General features: G+C 74.0%; 12 protein-coding genes and 1 pseudogene. 3 read left to right on the top strand and 10 right to left on the bottom strand.

The genetic code is table 11. The annotated features are described in order from the left end of the window. Nucleotides 1-40: 40 nt before the first annotated feature. Nucleotides 41-379 carry a hypothetical protein gene (locus MFF54_RS06950; RefSeq protein ID WP_238301890.1) on the bottom strand — a complete coding sequence of 113 codons (339 nt, stop codon included), beginning with the start codon at nt 377-379 and terminating at the stop codon, nt 41-43. Nucleotides 380-669: 290 nt separating this feature from the next. On the opposite strand from MFF54_RS06950, the gene MFF54_RS06945 reads away from it, so the two are divergent. Then, entirely contained in the window at nt 670-2,691 is a 2,022-nt protein-coding gene (locus MFF54_RS06945) for a putative bifunctional diguanylate cyclase/phosphodiesterase (protein WP_238301889.1), read from the top strand. Between the two features lie 151 nt (nt 2,692-2,842). Beyond that, nucleotides 2,843-4,879 carry an OPT family oligopeptide transporter gene (locus MFF54_RS06940; protein WP_238301888.1) on the top strand — a complete coding sequence of 679 codons (2,037 nt, stop codon included), beginning with the start codon at nt 2,843-2,845 and terminating at the stop codon, nt 4,877-4,879. Nucleotides 4,880-5,055: 176 nt separating this feature from the next. Here MFF54_RS06940 and MFF54_RS06935 read toward each other — a convergent pair whose 3' ends face one another. The 4 genes from MFF54_RS06935 to MFF54_RS06920 all read right to left on the bottom strand — a co-directional run bounded on the left by MFF54_RS06935 (nt 5,056) and on the right by MFF54_RS06920 (nt 7,829). Further along, nucleotides 5,056-6,348, bottom strand: coding sequence for an MFS transporter (locus MFF54_RS06935; protein ID WP_238301887.1), 1,293 nt, complete (start codon nt 6,346-6,348; stop codon nt 5,056-5,058). A gap of 35 nt (nt 6,349-6,383) precedes the next feature. Beyond that, a complete protein-coding gene (locus tag MFF54_RS06930) occupies nt 6,384-6,857 on the bottom strand; it encodes a MarR family winged helix-turn-helix transcriptional regulator (RefSeq protein ID WP_238301886.1) in 474 nt (157 codons plus the stop codon). Nucleotides 6,858-7,002: 145 nt separating this feature from the next. Beyond that, a complete protein-coding gene (locus MFF54_RS06925; RefSeq protein ID WP_238301885.1) occupies nt 7,003-7,269 on the bottom strand; it encodes a hypothetical protein in 267 nt (88 codons plus the stop codon). Between the two features lie 167 nt (nt 7,270-7,436). Beyond that, complete coding sequence (locus MFF54_RS06920; protein ID WP_238301884.1) at nt 7,437-7,829, bottom strand: MAPEG family protein; 393 nt, start codon at nt 7,827-7,829, stop codon at nt 7,437-7,439. 278 nt (nt 7,830-8,107) lie between these two features. Here MFF54_RS06920 and MFF54_RS06915 point away from each other — a divergent pair, with 278 nt between their 5' ends. Continuing rightward, nucleotides 8,108-12,994, top strand: a complete 4,887-nt coding sequence (locus MFF54_RS06915) for an NAD-glutamate dehydrogenase (protein ID WP_238301918.1) — start codon at nt 8,108-8,110, stop codon at nt 12,992-12,994. A 75-nt stretch (nt 12,995-13,069) separates the two neighbouring features. Here the strand turns inward: MFF54_RS06915 and MFF54_RS27620 are convergent, their stop codons facing one another. From MFF54_RS27620 to MFF54_RS06895, 5 genes and pseudogenes are all read right to left on the bottom strand, one after another. Beyond that, nucleotides 13,070-13,204, bottom strand: coding sequence for a hypothetical protein (locus tag MFF54_RS27620; RefSeq protein ID WP_283206261.1), 135 nt, complete (start codon nt 13,202-13,204; stop codon nt 13,070-13,072). A 336-nt stretch (nt 13,205-13,540) separates the two neighbouring features. Beyond that, entirely contained in the window at nt 13,541-14,746 is a 1,206-nt protein-coding gene (locus MFF54_RS06910) for an MFS transporter (protein WP_238301883.1), read from the bottom strand. Between the two features lie 353 nt (nt 14,747-15,099). Then, entirely contained in the window at nt 15,100-15,747 is a 648-nt protein-coding gene (locus tag MFF54_RS06905; RefSeq protein WP_238301882.1) for a LysE family translocator, read from the bottom strand. Nucleotides 15,748-15,764: 17 nt separating this feature from the next. Next, the gene (locus MFF54_RS06900) at nt 15,765-16,289 is read right to left on the bottom strand and encodes a Ros/MucR family transcriptional regulator (protein WP_238301917.1); all 525 of its coding nucleotides are present in this window, start codon (nt 16,287-16,289) and stop codon (nt 15,765-15,767) included. Between the two features lie 800 nt (nt 16,290-17,089). Continuing rightward, nucleotides 17,090-17,325: pseudogene (locus MFF54_RS06895) on the bottom strand (hypothetical protein); the annotation flags it as partial.

Genomic DNA, 17,325 nt, shown 5'->3' with positions numbered 1-17,325 from the left:
GGGCGGGGCCGGGGCGAAGGGGCGCCCGCGGCCACAGGTCTCAATCCTCCTCGGGCGGGTCCTCGAACTCAGCGCCCTCCGTGTCCGGGGCGATGCGGAAGCGGTACTCGTCGATGGCGAGGAAGGCCCGGTGCACCGCCTGCGGGTCGAGCCCGTCGCGCACCACCAGCGTCTGGAAGTCGATGAACAGCCGGGCGATGCGGGCCTCCTCGGACATCGCCTGCAGGGCCGAGGAGCTGGCGCCCGCGCGCATCATGTAGCGCCGGGCCGCGCCCTCCGTGTCGGGCAGCGGCAGCACCGCGACCTGGCCGGCGGTCTCGGGCCGCAGTTCCGCCCAGCGGACGGGCGTCCAGGCGATGATGGCGTCGAGCTGCTTCATCGGGCGGCCTCCGGCAACGTGCCGCACGGGCCTACAGGCTCGCGAGGCGGCCGTCGAGACGCGGGCCGGCCGCGCGGAGCGTCCCGGGGAACACGCGTCGCGCGCGGCAAGACTTGCCACGCATCGCGCACGCCCCGCATCAGAATAAGCGGGATTTTAACTTCGCTCACCCCCTTATGAACAACAAAGCGCCATCAAAGCGCAGCGCCTATTCTTTCAGTTGCATATCAATGTCGATACAATCAGAAAACGTTGACTGCCTGATCAAGCGCGACCAGCTCGACGTGCTCATGGCGAGTATGCCCCTGACGCTGGGGGCGAACATCTTCGTCTCGCTCTCCTTCTCGCACATGATGTGGGAGGCCATGGCGCCCGGCGTCGTCGTGGGCTGGGTGGCGCTCAACGCGGCCATCAACCTCGTGCGCCTCTGGATCGCCCGGACCATCCGGAGACGGGGCCTGATCGACACCGCGCCGGACCGGGTCCTGACCTATGCCTGGATCGGGGCGCTGGCGTCGGGCCTGTGCTGGGCCTGGGCCCTCGTCGCCTGCGCCCAGGCCGGCCAAGCCCACAACATCGAGACGGGCCTGACCTTCTGCGGCCTCAACGCGGGCTCGGTCATCCAGAACCTCACGAACCGCGTCTCGACCCTCGCCTTCGTCCTGCCGAACAGCATCATCCTGATCATCATCTTCATGACCGGCGAGGCGGCACACTCGCAGATCGTGGGCGTCAACCTCCTGCTCCTGACCATCCTGATGGTGCGCGCCGCGGGCCGGGCGGAGCGGAACTTCGTCGGCGCCGCGCGCCTGCGCCACGAGGCCGCCCATCTGGCCGAGTCCCTGCAGCGCGCCAACGTCGCCGCCACCGCGGCGATGCGCCAACTCGACCACGCCGCCAACCACGATCCCCTCACGGATCTCGCCAACCGGGCCGCCTACCGGCGGGCCTTCGAGGACCGGCTGGTGCGGGCCGCCCGGGGCGAGGGCGAGCTGACGGCGATGCTGATCGACCTCGACCGCTTCAAGGCGATCAACGACACGAACGGCCACGCCGCCGGCGACGCGGTGCTGGTGGAGGTGGCGCGCCGGCTCCGGGCCCTGCTGGGGCCGGAGGACGTCGCCGCGCGCCTCGGCGGCGACGAGTTCGCCCTCCTGGTCTTCCGGGAGCGGATGGACGGGCAGGACGGGGCGCTCGCGGACCGGATCGTGCAGGCGCTCGGCCGCCCCTTCGACCTCCCCTCCGACCGCGCCGGTCAGGCGGTCACGGCTGGGGCGAGCCTCGGCATCGCCCGCTTCCCCCGCGACGGGCGGACCCGGCCGGAGCTGCAGATCGCGGCCGACCTCGCGCTCTACGCGGCCAAGTCCGACGGCCGCGGCGGCTGGCGCCGCTTCGACGAGAGCCTGCGCGCGCCCGTGCGGGCCGGGCCGGCCCCCGCTGCCGGCGCCCCCAGCGTCGAGGACCGCTCTGCCGAGGACCGCTCTGCCGACGGACCTTGGGCCGGCCTCGCCGACGATCTCGCGCAGGCCCTGGAGGCGGAGGCGGTCGCGGTCTGGTTCCAGCCGCAGGTGGAGGCCGGGACCGGCCGCGCCTGCGGGCTCGAGGCGCTGCTGCGCTGGCACCATCCGCGGCACGGCGCGGTGCCGCCGCCGCGGACGGTCGCCGCCGCCGCCGCGGCCGGCCTCTCGGCGGCGCTGACGCGCCACGTCGTCCGACAGGCCTGCCGGATAGCCGCGCAGCTGGAGGCGTGCGGGCGCGGCGACGTCCGCGTCTCGGTCAACCTCGCGCCGGACGTGTTCGACGCCTGCGCGCCGGCCGAGCTGATCGCCGCGGAGCTGGCCGCGCACGGGCTCGCCGGGTCGTGTCTGGCCGTCGAGATCACCGAGCAGGCCGCCTACGGGACGGAACGCTGCGGCCCGCAGGTCGAGGCGATCCGGGCGCTCGGCGTGGAGGTCGTCATCGACGATTTCGGCATGGCCTACGCCTCGCTCGACGCCCTGCGCGGGCTCGGCTTCGACGGGCTCAAGATCGACCGCGCCTTCGTGGGCGGCATCGCGGATCCGGGGCGCGACCGGGCGCTGACGGGGGCCATCCTGGCCTTCGCCCGCTCCCTGGGGGTCGGGGTCGTCGCCGAGGGCGTGGAGACGGAGGCGCAGGCCCTGGTCCTGCGCGACCTCGGCTGTCCCGTCCTGCAGGGCTACCGCTACGCCCCCGCCCTGTCCCCGACCCGGGCGCTGCTCTGGATCGCCCACAACGCCCTCGGCATCGAGGACGGCCGGGCGGACGGCGCCGAGAGGCGCGCGGCCGGCTGAGCGGCCGGCCGAGCGGCAGGCTGCGCGGAACGCGCGCGGCCTTGGCCGGTTGGCCCGTGAGGCCCAGCGGCCGGCGCCGAGAGGGTCGCCGCGGGGGTCGCACGGCACCGCCCGGTCCCGCCCGCGGGGCCCCCTGCCCGTCCGGAGCGCGATGGACCAGCCGACACCCCCCGCCCCCGGCGCCGAAGCGGGCCGCGCCGCGGGCCACCGGGACGCCGCCGAGATCACCGCCCGGGGCCTCGCGCTGGGCGCGGCGATCACCGTCGTGTTCATGGCGGCCAACGTCTATATGGGCCTGAAGACGGGGATGACCTTCTCGTCCTCGATCCCCGCCGCGATGATCTCGATGGGCTGCCTCAGGCTGCTCGGCGGCTCAGGCATCCTCGAGAACAACATCGTGCAGACGCAGGCCTCGGCCGCGGGCACGCTCTGCAACGTCATCCTCGTGCTGCCCGGCCTCGTGCTGATCGGGCACTGGCACGGCTTTCCGTTCTGGGAGACGGCCGGGATCACGCTGATCGGCGGGCTCCTCGGCGTCGCCTTCTCGATCCCGCTGCGGCGCGCCCTCGTGATGGGCCAGGGCCTGCCCTATCCCGAGGGCGTCGCCGCCGCCGAGGTGCTGCGCACCGGCCAGGAGCACGGGCCCGAGGGAGAGGCGCGAGGCGGCCGGAACGAGCGCGGCCTCGCCACGCTGCTCACCGCCGCCGCGGTGGCCGGCCTCGTCGGCTTCGCCACCAACGGGCTGAAGGTGCTGGCCGAGGGCGTGCGGGGCGCGCTCGTCGCGGGCGGCGCGGTGTTCGGGCTCGGCACTGGCTTCTCGCTGGCGCTCGTCGGCGTCGGCTATCTCGTCGGCATCGGGGCCTGCCTCGCGGTGCTCACCGGCGTCGTCATCGCCTGGGGCATCGCCGTGCCGGTGCTGACCGCGGTCGGCGAGCATGCCGGCACCCCGGCCGAGGCGGCGCAGACGGTTTGGGCCGATCAGGTCCGCCTGATCGGGGCCGGCATCATCGCGGTGGGCGGCCTCTGGACGGTGGGCTCGCTGGCGGGGCCGATCCTCGGCAGCGTCCGCTCGGCGCTGGCGAGCGCCCGGGCGGCCGGGGCGGAGCACGCCATGCGCCGGCTGCCCCGCCAGGAGCGCGACCTGCCGCTGCCCTGGATCGCCGGGGGCGCGCTGCTCTTGAGCCTGCCGCTCGCGGGCCTCGTCTGGAGCTTCGCGGCGGGCGCCGGGCTCGGCGGGATGCTGCCGGTGCTGGTCGGCGTGCTCACCCTGTTCGTGCTGGTCTTCGGCTTCCTGATGGCTGCGGCCTGCGGCTACCTCGCGGGCCTGCTCGGCTCCTCGTCGAGCCCGATCTCGGGGATCGGCATCCTCACCACCATGGCCGCCGCCCTGCTGCTGCCGCTGCTGCTCGGCCGCGCGGCGGGCCCCGAGGGCGAGCGCTTCGTGGTGGCCGCCGCCCTCTTGGTGGCCGCCGTCATCGTCACCACGGCCTCCATCGCCAACGACAACCTGCAGGATCTGAAGACCGGCCAGCTCGTCGATGCCACGCCCTGGCGCCAGCAGACGGTGCTGATCGTCGGCGTGGTGGTGGGCGCGGCCGTGATCGCGCCCCTGATGGCTCTGCTCTACGAGGCCTACGGCTTCGTGGGCGCCCTGCCGCGGGAGGGCATGGCGCCCGAAGCCGCGATGGCGGTGCCGCAGGCCGCCCTGGTGACGCAGATCGCCACCGGGATCGTGGGCGGCTCGCTGCCCTGGACCATGGTGCTGATCGGCCTCGGCCTCGGGGCGGTGCTGGTCGTGGTCGAGGCGCGGCTGCGGCGGCGCGGGCTCACCTTCCCGGCGCTGACGGTGGGCATCGGCATGTACCTGCCGCTCAGCGTCGAGATGACGATCGCGCTGGGCGGCGTCCTGGGCTTTCTCGCCGAGCGCGCCTTGCGCCGCCGCACCCCGGAGGCGGAGCGGGGGGGCGCGGTCGAGGCGGCGCGGCGGCGGGGCGTGCTGCTGGCCTCGGGGTTCCTCGTCGGGGAGAGCTGCGTCGGCGTGCTGCTCGCCGGGGCCGACTGGCTCTCGGGCCGCTCCGGCGTGCTGGCGCTGGGGCTGGAAGGCCCGGCCGCGACCTGGCTCGGGCTCGCGGTGTTCCTCGCGGGCCTCGGGGCGTTCTACCGGCTGACGTCCCGGGCACCGGGCTGAGCCGGTCCCGAGAGGTCATGGATTCCAAAGGTCTGAGACCTTTGGCGGGTGCAGGGTGGAACCCTGCATTTGGCCGCTCCGACCCGGCAGAGCCGGGACGGAGCGGCCAATCCCGGGGCTCCGCGCCCCGGGACCCCGCCCAAGGGCCTGAGGCCCTTGGGGATCCCCGGGACCTTTCAGGCCGGCACCGGCTCGGCGCGCGGGGCGTCCCGGCCGATCAGCATCGCCATCGCGGCGGCGACGAGGCAGAGGAAGCCCGCCGCCACGAAGGCCGAGGTGTAGTCGCCCGTGCCGGTGCGGACCGCGCCCGCCGCCCAGGCCGCGCAGGCCGCGCCGATCTGGTGGGCCGCCGCGATCCAGCCGAACATCAGCGCGGCGTTCTCCTCGCCGAAGGAGCGGCCGGCCAGCGCCACGGTCGGCGGCACGGTGGCGATCCAGTCGAGCCCGTAGAACACGGCGAACAGCGAGAGGCCGTAGAGGCTGCCGTCGAAGGCCTGCGGCAGGAAGATCAGCGAGAGCCCGCGCAGGCCGTAGTACCACGCCAGCAGCTTGCGCGGATCGACCCGGTCGGTGAGCCAGCCCGAGGCCGTGGTGCCTAGGAGATCGCAGATCCCCATCAGCGCCAGGATGCCGGCCGCCGTCACCTCCGGGATGCCGCGGTCGAGGCAGGCCGGGATCAGGTGGGTGCCGATCAGCCCGTTGGTCGAGGCGCCGCAGACGAAGAAGGTGCCGGCCAAGAGCCAGAAGTCGCGGTGGCGCGTCCCCGCCGCGAGGCCCTGGAGCGCGCGCCGGGCCGGGTTCACCCCGCCCTTCGGTGCCGGCTGGAGCACGCGCTCGCCGTAGCGGGGCAGGCCGAGATCGGCCGGGCGGTCGCGCATCAGCAGCGCCACCAGCGGGACGAGGCCGAGCGCGGTCGCCGCCACGGTCAGCGCCACCGCGCGCCAGCCGTGATCGACCACGATGTGGGCGAGCAGCGGCAGGAAGACGAGCTGGCCCGTGGCGCTGCTCGCCGTCAGCAACCCCACCACGAGGCCGCGGTGGCGCCCGAACCAGCGGCCCGCGACGGTGGCGCCCAGCACGTTGGCCACCATGCCGCTGCCGGAGCCCACCAGCACGCCCCAGAGCGCCACCATCTGCCAGGAGGCCCGCATGAACACCGTCGCGGCGGTGCCCGCGGCGAGCACGAGGAGCGCGGCGCAGACCGAGCGGCGCAGGCCGAACCGCTCGATGATCGCCACCGCGAAGGGGCCGATCATGCCGTAGAGGAAGATGTTGACCGCCACCGCCGCGCCGATCGTCGCCGTCGACCAGCCGAACTCGCGCTCCAGCGGGACGATCAGGATGCCGGGCGTGGCCCGGATCCCGGCGCCGATCAGCAGCACCACGAAGGTCACCCCGGCCACCACCCAGGCGTAGTGCAGGCGGTGATCCAGATCTGCCGGGGCGCGGGTCGGGGGCTGCTCCGCCATGGTTCGGGCTCTCGTCTCGAGGAAGGTCAGGGCGATCAGGCGTGCGGGGCGGGCGCGAGCGCGGCGACCAGCGCCGCCAGCGCGCCGGGGGCGAGGCGGCCCCCGAGCCGGGCCTCCGCGGCGCGCCAGTGCGGCAGGGCGGCCGCGATCGCCGCCTGCCCGTCCCCGGTCAGCGTCGCCACGCGGGCGCGCCCGTCCCGCGGGTCGGGCTCGAGCCGCACGAGGCCGCGCCGCTCCAGCGGGTCGAGGTTGCGCCCCATGGTGGAGCGATCGAGCGCGGCCTCCTCGGCGAGCCGGGTCACCGGCAGCGGCCCCAGCCGGGCGAGGATGCGCAGGATCGCGAACTGCGTCACCCGCAGGCCCACGGGCGCCAGGGCCGCGTCGTAGGACGCGGTGGCCGCGCGGGCGGCCCGGCGCAGGGCCGTGCAGGTGCAGGGTGGATCGCGCGACGGATCTCGAGGCGGATCTTGGGGCGGATCTTGGGGCGGATCGCCCGATTCGGATGACATGGATACGGGCATATACCCGCATTGAACCGCCCGCAAGCGTGCGACCCCGACCTTGGTACGGAACGCGAAAAAGGCCGCCCTGGGGCGGCCTTCCGGTCGGTGGCGCGGATCCCGGGGGCCGGGACGCGGATCGCTGCGGGCGATCTCAGCAGCGGTAGCCGCCCGAGGTCTGGCCGTACTGCTTGACCGGCCGGGTCTGCTGGTTGGCGTTGCCCTCCGCGGCCGAGTCCATCGGGCAGGCCGCGTAGAAGGGGGTGTCGTGCACGCCGAGCGGAGCGCCGACGAAGCCCGCCTCGTAGGGGACGAAGCCGGTGTAGCGCGCGCCGTAACCGTAGGCATCGTAGGCCATGGCGGAGACCGGGGCGGCCGCGAGGGCGAGGGCGGCGACGGCGGCGGCGATGCGGGTCTTCATGGTCTCTCAGGGCCTTCTGTTCTTGCGGCCCGGCTGTCCGGGCCTGTCATGTCTGCACAACAGCCCTGCGAAATCTGTGTTCCGGACCGCATGTGCCGCAGCACACACGGCCTGAACTGTAAAACCAAAAGTTGTATAGATCGCATTCAGAGCACGGTTCCGGAGGTTCAGCCCCGCAGGAGCAGCGCGACCGCGGCCACGGCCAGCACGGCGAAGGTCGCCAGGATGCCGCCGCCCCGGCAGGCGAATTGCTGCGGCGAATTCGTGGGCGCCAGCATGCCGACCGGGTGGGCGAGGCGGGCGATCAGCAGCACGACGAGGAGGCCGGTGACGAGCCCGTGCGCGCCCCCGCCCGCCTCGTAGAGCCCGATCAGGATCAGCGCGAGCGGCACGTACTCGCCGAAATTGGCGTGGGAGCGCACCCGCCGGGTCAGGGCGTCGTCGCCGTTGCCGAACAGCGTGTTGCCCGAGACGCGGCCCGCCACCACCCAGGCGGCGAGGCCGAGATAGACGAGGGCGAACAGGCCGGCGAAGAAGGCCGTGGTGGTCGGATAGGTCACGCGGAGAATCCCCTGGGGCGGCGATGCGGGCAGCAGGCGGTCCCGACCGGCCGCCGCGGCGGGTGCCTCCCGCGGCGGAGCTAGCGCGCGCGGGGGCGATGGGGATGGGCGGTCACGGGTCCGTGCGGGCACCCCTCGGGGTCACGGCCCGCGGGGCGGCCGCGGGTGTCAGCCCGCACCCGCCGTCACGCCCCTGCCCGCGCCGCGGTCGACTTCGAGCCGTCGCCGGCCCTAGCTAGACCTACGGTTGCCCCCGATTCGCGAGAGATTCCATGGCCATGGACACCCATCCGGACGCCGTCCCCCCCTCCGCCCCGGAGCCCGGCCCGGCACCCGCCCTGGAGACCGCCACCGCGCTCGCCAGCGCCGCGGCCAAATCCGCCCGCTCCGACCTGATCGAGGCCGCCGCGGGCGCGGCCGAGGGGCGGGGCGAGCCGGGCGGCTTCGTGCGCGACCTGTTCGGGCGGGTGCCGCCGGAGGATCTCGGCCCCTACCCCGCCGCGGCGCTCGCCGAACTCGCCGCCCGCGCCCGCGCGCACCTCGCCGAGCCGCACCGGCCGGGCGAGGCGGCGAGCGTGCGGCTGCACGACGTCACCGTCACCCGGGACGGACGGCCGCGCGACCTGACCCTCGTCGAGGCCGTCAACGACAACCGGCCCTTCCTGCTCGATTCCTGCCTCGCGGAACTCACCGGCCAGGGGCTCGTGCCGCTCCTCGTCGCCCACCCGATCCTCGGGGTCGAGCGCGACGAAGCGGGCGCCCTCTTGCGCGTCGTCGGCGAGACCACGGCGGAGGCCGCGGGCGACCTCGCCCGCGAGAGCCTGATCCAGATCCACCTCGACCGCCTGGAGGGCGAGCCGCGCCGCCGCCTGGAGGCCGGGCTCGCGGCGACCTTCACCGATGTCGCGGTGGTGGATGCCGACCGGCCCGCCATGCTGGAGCGCCTGGAGGCGCTGGCCGCGGATTACGGCACCGGCCCGACGCCCCTGCCCGCGGACGAGATCGACGAGGCCCGCGCCTTCCTGTGGTGGCTGCTCGACGGGCACTTCACGGTGCTGGGCCTGCGCGAGCACGGCCTCTCCGCGGACGGGACCGAGACGGAGGCCGAGGGGGCGAGCCTCGGCGTGCTGCGCGATCCCGCGCTCGCGGTCCTGCGCCGGGGCCGGGAGCTCGTCGGCCTCAGCCCGGAGATCCGGGCCTTCCTGGCCGAGCCGCAGGCGCTGATCATCTCGAAGGCCAGCGTCAAGTCGCGCGTCCACCGGGCCACCCATCTCGACTATGTTGGCATCAAGCTGTTCTCGGACGCGGGCGCGCTCGCGGGCGAGTTGCGGGTGGTCGGCCTCTTCACCGCCTCGGCCTACACGGCGCCCGCCCGCGAGGTGCCGGTGCTGCGCCGCAAGGTGGCGGCGGTGGTGGCGCGCGCCGGGCTCGACCCGACGAGCCATGCCGGCCGCGGCCTGATCGCGGTGCTGGAGACCTACCCGCGCGACGACCTCTACCAGATCGACGTGGAGCGCCTGACCCGCTTCGCGCTCGCCATCACCGACCTCGCCGACCGGCCCCGGGTGCGGGTGCTCTCGCGCATCGACCGCTTCGGCCGCTTCGTCTCGCTCCTCGTCTACGTGCCGAAGGACCGCTACGACACCCGCGTGCGCGCCCGGATCGGCGCCTACCTCGCCGAATCCTACGGCGGGCGGCTCTCGGCCTCCTACGCGGACATGCCGGAGGGGCCGCTCGCCCGGCTCCACGTCATCGTCGGCCTCTCGGCGGGCGCGCCCGAGCGCGACCCGGGCGTGCTGGAGGCCGGCGTCGGCGCGCTGGTGCGCACCTGGGCGGACGGGCTGCGGGCGGCGCTGGCGGAATCCCGCGACGGCCCGGAGGCGCGCCGCCTGTTCGGGGCCTACGCGGAGGCCTTCGGGGCGGCCTACCGGGAGAATTTCTCGCCTGAGGTCGCGGTGGCCGACATCGCGATCCTGGAGCGGCTCGCCGAATCCAATCCCCGCGCCGCCGATCTCGGCCGGCGCGACGCCGATCCGGATTCCCAGGTCCGCCTCAAGGTGTTCTCCCGCGGCGCGGCGCTCGCCCTCTCCGACCGGGTGCCGGCTCTGGAGAACATGGGCTTCCGGGTGATCGACGAGCGCACCTACCGGGTCACCGCGCCGGACGGGGCCCGGGTCTGGCTGCACGACATGCTCTTGGAGCGGGCCTCCGGCGCGGCGGTCGATTTCGCGGCGCTGGAGCGCCCGCTGGAGGAGGCGCTGATCGCGGTCGGCGAGGGCCGGGCCGAGTCCGACGGCTACAACCGGCTGGTGCTGGAGGCCGCCCTGCCCTGGCGCGAGGCGGCGCTGCTGCGCGCCCTCGGGCGCTACCTGCGCCAGCTCCGCATCCGCTACGGCCAGGACTACCTCGCGGCGACCCTGAGCCGCCACCCGGCGATCGCCCGCGGCATCGTCGCCCTGTTCCGCGCCCGCTTCGATCCGGGGCTGAGCACGGACCGCGAGGCGGCGCAGCGCGCCCTGCGCGAGGAGCTGGAGACCCGCCTCGCCGAGGTGACGAGCCTCGACGAGGACCGGATCCTGCGCCGCTTCGTCAACCTCGTGGAGGCGGCCGTCCGGACCAACCTCTACCAGGCCGGGCCGGACGGGGCCCCGCGCGAGACGATCAGCGTCAAGTTCGCCTGCGCGGCGGTGGCCAACATGCCGCTGCCCCGGCCCTTCTTCGAGATCTTCGTCTACAGCCCCCGCGTCGAGGGCGTGCACCTGCGCTACGGCTACGTCGCCCGCGGCGGCCTGCGCTGGTCCGACCGGCCGGAGGATTTTCGCACCGAGATCCTGGGCCTCGTCAAAGCCCAGCAGGTGAAGAACGCGGTGATCGTGCCGGTGGGCGCCAAGGGCGGCTTCTACCCGAAGCGCCTGCCGCCTCCCTCCGACCGGGCCGCCTGGCTCGCCGAGGGGACCGAGAGCTACCGGGTCTTCATCCGGGCGCTCTTGGAACTCACCGACAACATCGTGGACGGTCAGATCGTGCCGCCCGCCGACACCGTGCGGCAGGACCCGGACGACGCCTATCTGGTGGTGGCGGCGGATAAGGGCACCGCCACCTTCTCGGACATCGCCAACGCGCTCTCGATCGAGCGGGGTCACTGGCTCGGCGACGCCTTCGCGTCGGGCGGCAGCCAGGGCTACGACCACAAGGGCATGGGCATCACGGCCCGGGGCGCCTGGGAGGCGGTGCGCCGCCACTTCCGCGAGATGGACGTGGACGTCCAGGCCGATCCGGTGACGGTGGCGGGCGTCGGCGACATGTCGGGCGACGTCTTCGGCAACGGCATGCTGCTGTCGCAGAGCCTGCGGCTGGTGGCGGCCTTCGACCACCGCGACATCTTCCTCGACCCCGATCCCGACCCGGCCGCGAGCTTTTCCGAGCGCAAGCGCCTGTTCGGCCTGCCCCGCTCCTCCTGGGCCGACTACGACCGGGGTCTGATCTCGCGGGGCGGCGGCGTGTTCTCCCGCAGCCTGAAGGCGATCCCGCTCTCCCCCGAGATCCGCCGGGTGCTCGACATCGACCGGGCGGAGGCCGCGCCCGCCGAGGTGATGCAGGCGATCCTGCGCGCGCCCGTCGACCTGCTGTGGTTCGGCGGCATCGGCACCTATGTGCGCGCGGGCGCCGAGACCGACGCGGATGCGGGCGACCGGGCGAACGACGCGGTGCGGATCACCGGCACGGAGCTGCGCGCTAAGGTCGTCGGCGAGGGCGCCAATCTGGGTCTCACCCAGCGCGGGCGCATCGAGGCGGCCCGCGCCGGCGTGCGGCTCAACACCGACGCGATCGACAATTCGGCGGGCGTGAACACCTCGGACGTCGAGGTGAACATCAAGATCGCCCTGATGACGCCGGAGCGCGACGGGCGCCTGGGCGCTGAGGATCGCAACAGCCTGCTCGCTGCGATGACCGACGAGGTCGCCCGGCTGGTGCTGCGCAACAACGAACTCCAGACGCTGGCCCTCTCGCTCGCCGAGCGGCGCGGGGCCGGCGAGGCGGGCTTTGCCGCCCGCACCATGCAGGTGTTGGAGGCGGAGGGGCGCCTCGACCGCGCGGTCGAGTTCCTGCCCGACGACGCCGCGCTCGCCGAGCGCCTGCGCCGGGGCGAGGGGCTGACCCGGCCCGAATACGCGGTGCTGCTCGCCTACGCCAAGCTCGCGCTCTACGACGCGCTGCTGGCGAGCCCGGCGGTGAACGACCCCTATTTCGAGCGCGAGCTCCAGCGCTACTTCCCCGGGGCCCTGCGCGAGAAATTCCCCGACGCCGTGAAGGGGCACCGGCTGCGCCGCGAGATCATCGCGACGGCGCTGTCCAACATCATCGTCAACCGGGGCGGCATCTCGCTGGTCACCCGGCTCGCCGACGAGGCGGGGGCGGAGCCCGCTTCGATCGCCCGCGCCTACGCGGTGACCCGCGACGCCTTCGGGCTGATGGAGCTGAACGCGGCCATCGACGGCTTGGCCGGCCGCATCCCGGGCGCGGCGCAGCTCGACCTCTACGCGGCGGTGCAGGACCTGCTCACCGGGCGCATCACGTGGTTCCTGCGGGAGATCGACCTCTCGGGCGGGATCGCTCCGGTGGTGGCGCGCTACCGCGACGGGGTGAGCGCGCTCGTGGCGGCGCTGCCCGAGGTGCTCGACGCGGAGGCCCGCGCGGCGCTGGAGGCGCGCCGGGCGGAGCTGGCGGGCCTCGGTCTCGGCGCCGCCGCGGCGGCCCGGCTCGCGGCGCTCGGCCGGCTCACGGCCGCGCCCGACATCGTGCGGGTGGCCGAGACCAGCGGCCGGCCGGTGGCGGAGATCGCCGCGACGCATTTCGCCCTGGAGCGGGCATTCCGCCTGGGCAACCTCGCCGCGGAGGCGCGGGCCGCGCCCGTCGCCGACACCTTCGACCGGGTCGCGCTGGAGCGGGCGGTGGCGGGCATCGCCCGGGCCCACCGGGCGCTGACCGCCGAGGTGGTGGGCGACGGCGGCGCCGGCCCGGAGGCGGTCGAGGCCTGGATCGCGGCCCGCGGGCCGGCGCTCGCCCGCATCCGCGACGCGGTGTCAGGGATCGCCGCCTCGGGGCTCACCGTGTCGAAGGCGAGCGTGGCGGCCGGGCTGCTGGGCGACCTCGCGCGGGCCTGAGGGGACCCGCCGACGCGAGAAGGGGCCGGCGCCCCGCGGCACCGACCCCCGACGCTCCCGGTCCGGGAGAGGCCGTCAGAAGGGCTCGACGCCCATCTCGAGGACGCGGGCATGGTGCTCCAGCCAGAGCTGGATCATGTGGGCGAACCAGCCGCGGGCGGGGGTCTCGGCGGCCGGGAAATCGGTGACGGCTTGGGTCAGGGTGCTCATCGCGGGGTGCTCCGGCTCGGGATTGCTGTCGACCCGAAGATGCGCCCTCTGCTGCACTGCAACAACAGAACCGTGTGCGGGTGCGATATGCAGCCCGCGCAGGTGATTAACGAAATAATCACACTTTTGCGCCGAGCCATGCACGATAGGACAGGCTCAGATGCTGAAAGGCCCGGTTTCCAAAGGTCTGAGACCTTTGGCGGGTGCAGGGCAGAGCCCTGCTGCTTGGCTGCGCCAAGGACATGGCTGCGCCAGCCCGGGGCTGCGCGCCCCGGGATCCCGCCTGCAGCGCCTTAAGGCGCCGAAAGGGCCTGAGGCCCTCGGGGATCCCCGGATTCAGGTGGCCTGGGGCATCGCCGCGCCGGCGCGGCCGCGCAGGGCCGCGAGCGTCAGGGCGAGGCCCGCCAACGCCACGGCGGCGGCGATCAGCGGCAGGAAGCGGTAGCCGACCCCCAGCGTCAGCGCCGTGCCGCCAAGCCAGGCGCCCAGCGCGTTGCCCAGGTTGAACGCGCCCTGGTTCAGGGTCGAGGCGAGGTTCGGGGCCTCGCGGGCCGCCTCCACCACCCAGACCTGCAGCGGCGAGACCAGCGCGAAGGCGAGCCCGCTCCAGAGCACCAGCAGGGCCACCGCCGGCACCGGATGCGGCCCGAGGGCCGCGAGGAGCGCCAGGGCGGCGGCGACGCCGAGGAAGCCGCCCAGCACCGTCGCCGGCAGGTTGCGGTCGGCCAGCCGCCCGCCCGCGAGGTTGCCGAGGGTGAGCCCGATCCCGGTGCCGAACAGCACACCCGTCACCGCGCCGGGGCTGAAGCCCGTGACCCCCGTGAGGAAGGGCGTGATGTAGGTGAACAGGGCGAACAGGCTCACCGAGGAGAGCGTCGAGACCAGCATCGGCACGAGGACCGGCCAGCGGGTGAGCGCCCGGAACTCGCGCAGGATGCCGCCGCGCTGCCCCGGCAGCCCGCCCGGCACGAAGGCCTGGATGGCGGCGAGTGCGGCGACCCCGATGCCGACCACCGCCCAGAAGGTGGCGCGCCAGCCGAGCGCCTGGCCCAGCGCCGTGCCGAAGGGCACGCCCAGCACGTTGGCCAGCGTCAGACCGGCGAACATCAGCGAGACGGCCTGGGTGCGCCGCTCCCGGGGCACGAGGTCGCGCGCCACCACGGCGCCGATGCCGAAGAAGGCCCCGTGCGCGAAGGCGGTGGCGATGCGCGCCAGCATCAGCAGGCCGTAGCTCGGGGCGAGCGCGCAGGCGAGGTTGCCGAGGAGGAAGATCAGCATCAGGGCGAGCAGGGCGGCCTTGCGCGGCAGGCCGGCGGTGGCGACCGCCACGATCGGCGCGCCCACCACCACGCCCAGCGCGTAGGCCGAGACGAGGTGGCCCGCCTGCGGGATGCTGACGCCGAGATCGGAGGCCACCTCGGGCAGCAGGCCCATGATGACGAACTCGGTGGTGCCGATGCCGAAGGCGGCGGCGGCGAGCGCCAGGATGGGACGGACGGCCGAGCGGCCGGCGACCGGTGGGACGGCCGGTGATGAAGCCATGCGGAGCATCCGGAAGGACCCGCGTCGCGCGGGTGTTGCAGTGCGGGATGCGCCCAACATGGCAAAGCGCGCGCCGGGCGCCACCGCCCGCGGCGGGAGCCGGCCCTGCGCGACGGGCAGGGCTCGCCGGAAGGCGGAAGCCGGTGCGAGACAGCCGGGCACGGGATGTGGGCTTCCGTCGGCGCTCATGCCGTTTCGGGCCGATCGCTTCGATTACGCGGTCTCCGAACCTCTCATCTCACGGACAGGGCGCCGGTCCCCTGTCCCATAGGGAGAGGAGGCTCGGTCGCGGATCGGCGCACGATACCGGCCCGCACGGCTCGATCGACCGAACCGTTCATCCGGACACCGCCTCAGCCGCGGCGCGCGCTGAGCGCCTCGTGGACGAGCCGCGCGCCGATCAGCCCGAGCCCGGCGCCCGCGGCGCGGTCGATCCAGATCCGGGCGCGCCGATAGACCGCCCGCGGGCGCGGCGCCGAGAATCCGAGGGCGACGAGCCCGTACCACGCGGTCTCCACCGCGAGGATCAGCAGGGGCAGGACGAGCGGCAGCCAGGGAGCGGGCGCGGTGGGGAGCAGGGCCGCGAACAGGCTGCCGTAGACCAGGGCGGTCTTCGGGTTGCCGAGCTGGGTCAGCAGGGCCGCGCCGAAGGCGCGCGCCAGGGATCCGCCCGCGGGCGAATCACCCGCCCCGCCAGCCTCCGGCAGGGGCGCGGCGGCCCCGCGCCAGATGCGCAGGCCCAGATAGAGCAGGTAGAGCCCGCCGACCCCCTGCAGGAGGGCGGCGAGCCAGTCCACGGCGGAGAGCAGGCTCCCGAGCCCGACGAGCGCGAGCGTTCCGAACAGGGCGGCGCCCAGACCCATGCCGAGCGCGGCCGCGAGCCCTTCGGAGCGCGAGCGGGCGGCCGAGATCCGGCTGATCAGGAGGAAGCTCGGCCCCGGGCTCATCGCGCCGAGCAGCACGGCCCCCAGGATGGCCAGGAGAGCGGCACCGTCGGACATCGCCCCCGCCCGGACCGCTACTCGGCGGCCTCGGTCTTGCGGCGGCGGCCGCGGGCCGGCTTCTCGGGGGCCGGCTCCTCGACGGCAAGAACCTCCTCGACCTCGATCGCGGGGGGCGCCGCCCGGGACTTGCGGCGCTGCTGGCCGAGGCCGAGGGCGCGCGCGAGTTCGGAGCGCTGGGCCGAGTAGCTCGGCGCGGTCATCGGGTAGTCCCGCGGCAGGCCCCACTTCTCGCGGTAGGCCTCGGGGGTCAGACCCCGCAGCGTCAGGTGGCGCCGCAGCGTCTTGTAGGGCTTGCCGTCCTCGAAGCTGATCAGGTTGTCGTGGGTGATCGACTTGCGGATCTGGGCAGGCGTCAGCTTCTCGACGGCCGCTGCATCACCGTCGGTGGGCTTCGACAATCCGACGAGGGCAGCGTGCACAGAGGTGATCAGCCCCTGCAGATCACCGGGCGGGATCGAGTTGTTCGCCACATAGGCTGCAACGATCTCGACCGCGAGATCGATACGGTCGGTGTGCTGCTCTTCCATGACCTCATCCATTGCGGGCCCCTTCGCCTCGATCCGGAAGATCGAGTCCGTGCCTGTCTTGGTCAAGAGGGTATATTGCCGGGTGTTTCGAAAAGTCTGCCATTTCCTGTGATTTCACCCCAGAAATATCGCAGGACCGCACGAAAAGGTGAGAGATGATTGGCTCATGTCCTGATTGTGCACAACGTTAAAGCGTCCGGCACGCGGTACCCCAACTCCGGCGGGTACGTGGATAATCCATCCTAAGCCTTTGTTTACATGTCAGAATGTGAGATTTTTGCGCCGCAGGCCCGCGTCGGACGCGACCCGGCGGGCACCAACCATGCGACTGTTAGTTGAGTATTCAAGACCATCCACGCAGAAGTTTTATTGCGCACCCCGGATCAGGCGGGCGAGGCGCTCCGGCACGCGCCCTGGCCCGCTTCCGGGCCTGCTTCCGGATACAGGCCGGCCGCAGGGGCCGCCGATCTCGGACGGGCTTGCCATGGACCTGGCAGGCACTTGCCAGGCACTTGCCAGGCACTTGCCAGGGACTTTCGAGGAACTTGCGAGGGACCGGGGACGCGCCCCGGATTTGGGGCGATGCCCGATCGTTGGGCCCCGGTCGGGCTCTGCGGCCTCCGGCCCGACCGGATCCGCACACCGGGGCGCATACCGGCCCGCCCGCTGCCGGCCCGGGCTCGCTCAGCACGCGCCCCGGAATGACGGCGGTGCGGGCCTGACCGAACCCTTCGACCAGGGAAGGCGGTACGATCCTGGGCGCGCGGACGCGGCAGCGGGCCGGCCGCTCGGACCCGCGCTCGGGCCGGCGCTCAGGCCGGCCAGCCCCCCGCCGGCCCGAAACCCTCCGGACCGGGCTCGCCGGCCCGGTCGTAGACGGCGTCGCCGAGGCGGCGCAGGGGACCGCCGGGGCCCGAGCGCTTCCACAGGCGGGTGTTGAGGGCGGCGACCGGATCCTGGCCCGGCACGCCGAAGCCGCGCGCCGCCAGATGTTCCAGGATCTCGCCCGCATGCATCGGCCGAGGCGGGCCGGCCGATGCATGCGGGC

Origin of the sequence: Methylobacterium gregans (assembly GCF_022179245.1) — a bacterium.
GTDB lineage: Bacteria > Pseudomonadota > Alphaproteobacteria > Rhizobiales > Beijerinckiaceae > Methylobacterium > Methylobacterium gregans.
This window is presented reverse-complemented; position numbering and strand designations above follow the sequence as displayed.

What these genes read in the sequence shown, in the direction of transcription:
- MFF54_RS06950 (WP_238301890.1), bottom strand. Translation starts at nt 379, where the DNA reads ATGAAGCAGCTCGACGCCATCATCGCCTGGACGCCCGTCCGCTGGGCG.
- MFF54_RS06945 (WP_238301889.1), top strand. Translation starts at nt 670, where the DNA reads ATGGCGAGTATGCCCCTGACGCTGGGGGCGAACATCTTCGTCTCGCTC.
- MFF54_RS06940 (WP_238301888.1), top strand. Translation starts at nt 2,843, where the DNA reads ATGGACCAGCCGACACCCCCCGCCCCCGGCGCCGAAGCGGGCCGCGCC.
- MFF54_RS06935 (WP_238301887.1), bottom strand. Translation starts at nt 6,348, where the DNA reads ATGGCGGAGCAGCCCCCGACCCGCGCCCCGGCAGATCTGGATCACCGC.
- MFF54_RS06930 (WP_238301886.1), bottom strand. Translation starts at nt 6,857, where the DNA reads ATGTCATCCGAATCGGGCGATCCGCCCCAAGATCCGCCCCAAGATCCG.
- MFF54_RS06925 (WP_238301885.1), bottom strand. Translation starts at nt 7,269, where the DNA reads ATGAAGACCCGCATCGCCGCCGCCGTCGCCGCCCTCGCCCTCGCGGCC.
- MFF54_RS06915 (WP_238301918.1), top strand. Translation starts at nt 8,108, where the DNA reads ATGGACACCCATCCGGACGCCGTCCCCCCCTCCGCCCCGGAGCCCGGC.
- MFF54_RS27620 (WP_283206261.1), bottom strand. Translation starts at nt 13,204, where the DNA reads ATGAGCACCCTGACCCAAGCCGTCACCGATTTCCCGGCCGCCGAGACC.
- MFF54_RS06910 (WP_238301883.1), bottom strand. Translation starts at nt 14,746, where the DNA reads ATGGCTTCATCACCGGCCGTCCCACCGGTCGCCGGCCGCTCGGCCGTC.
- MFF54_RS06905 (WP_238301882.1), bottom strand. Translation starts at nt 15,747, where the DNA reads ATGTCCGACGGTGCCGCTCTCCTGGCCATCCTGGGGGCCGTGCTGCTC.
- MFF54_RS06900 (WP_238301917.1), bottom strand. Translation starts at nt 16,289, where the DNA reads ATGGATGAGGTCATGGAAGAGCAGCACACCGACCGTATCGATCTCGCG.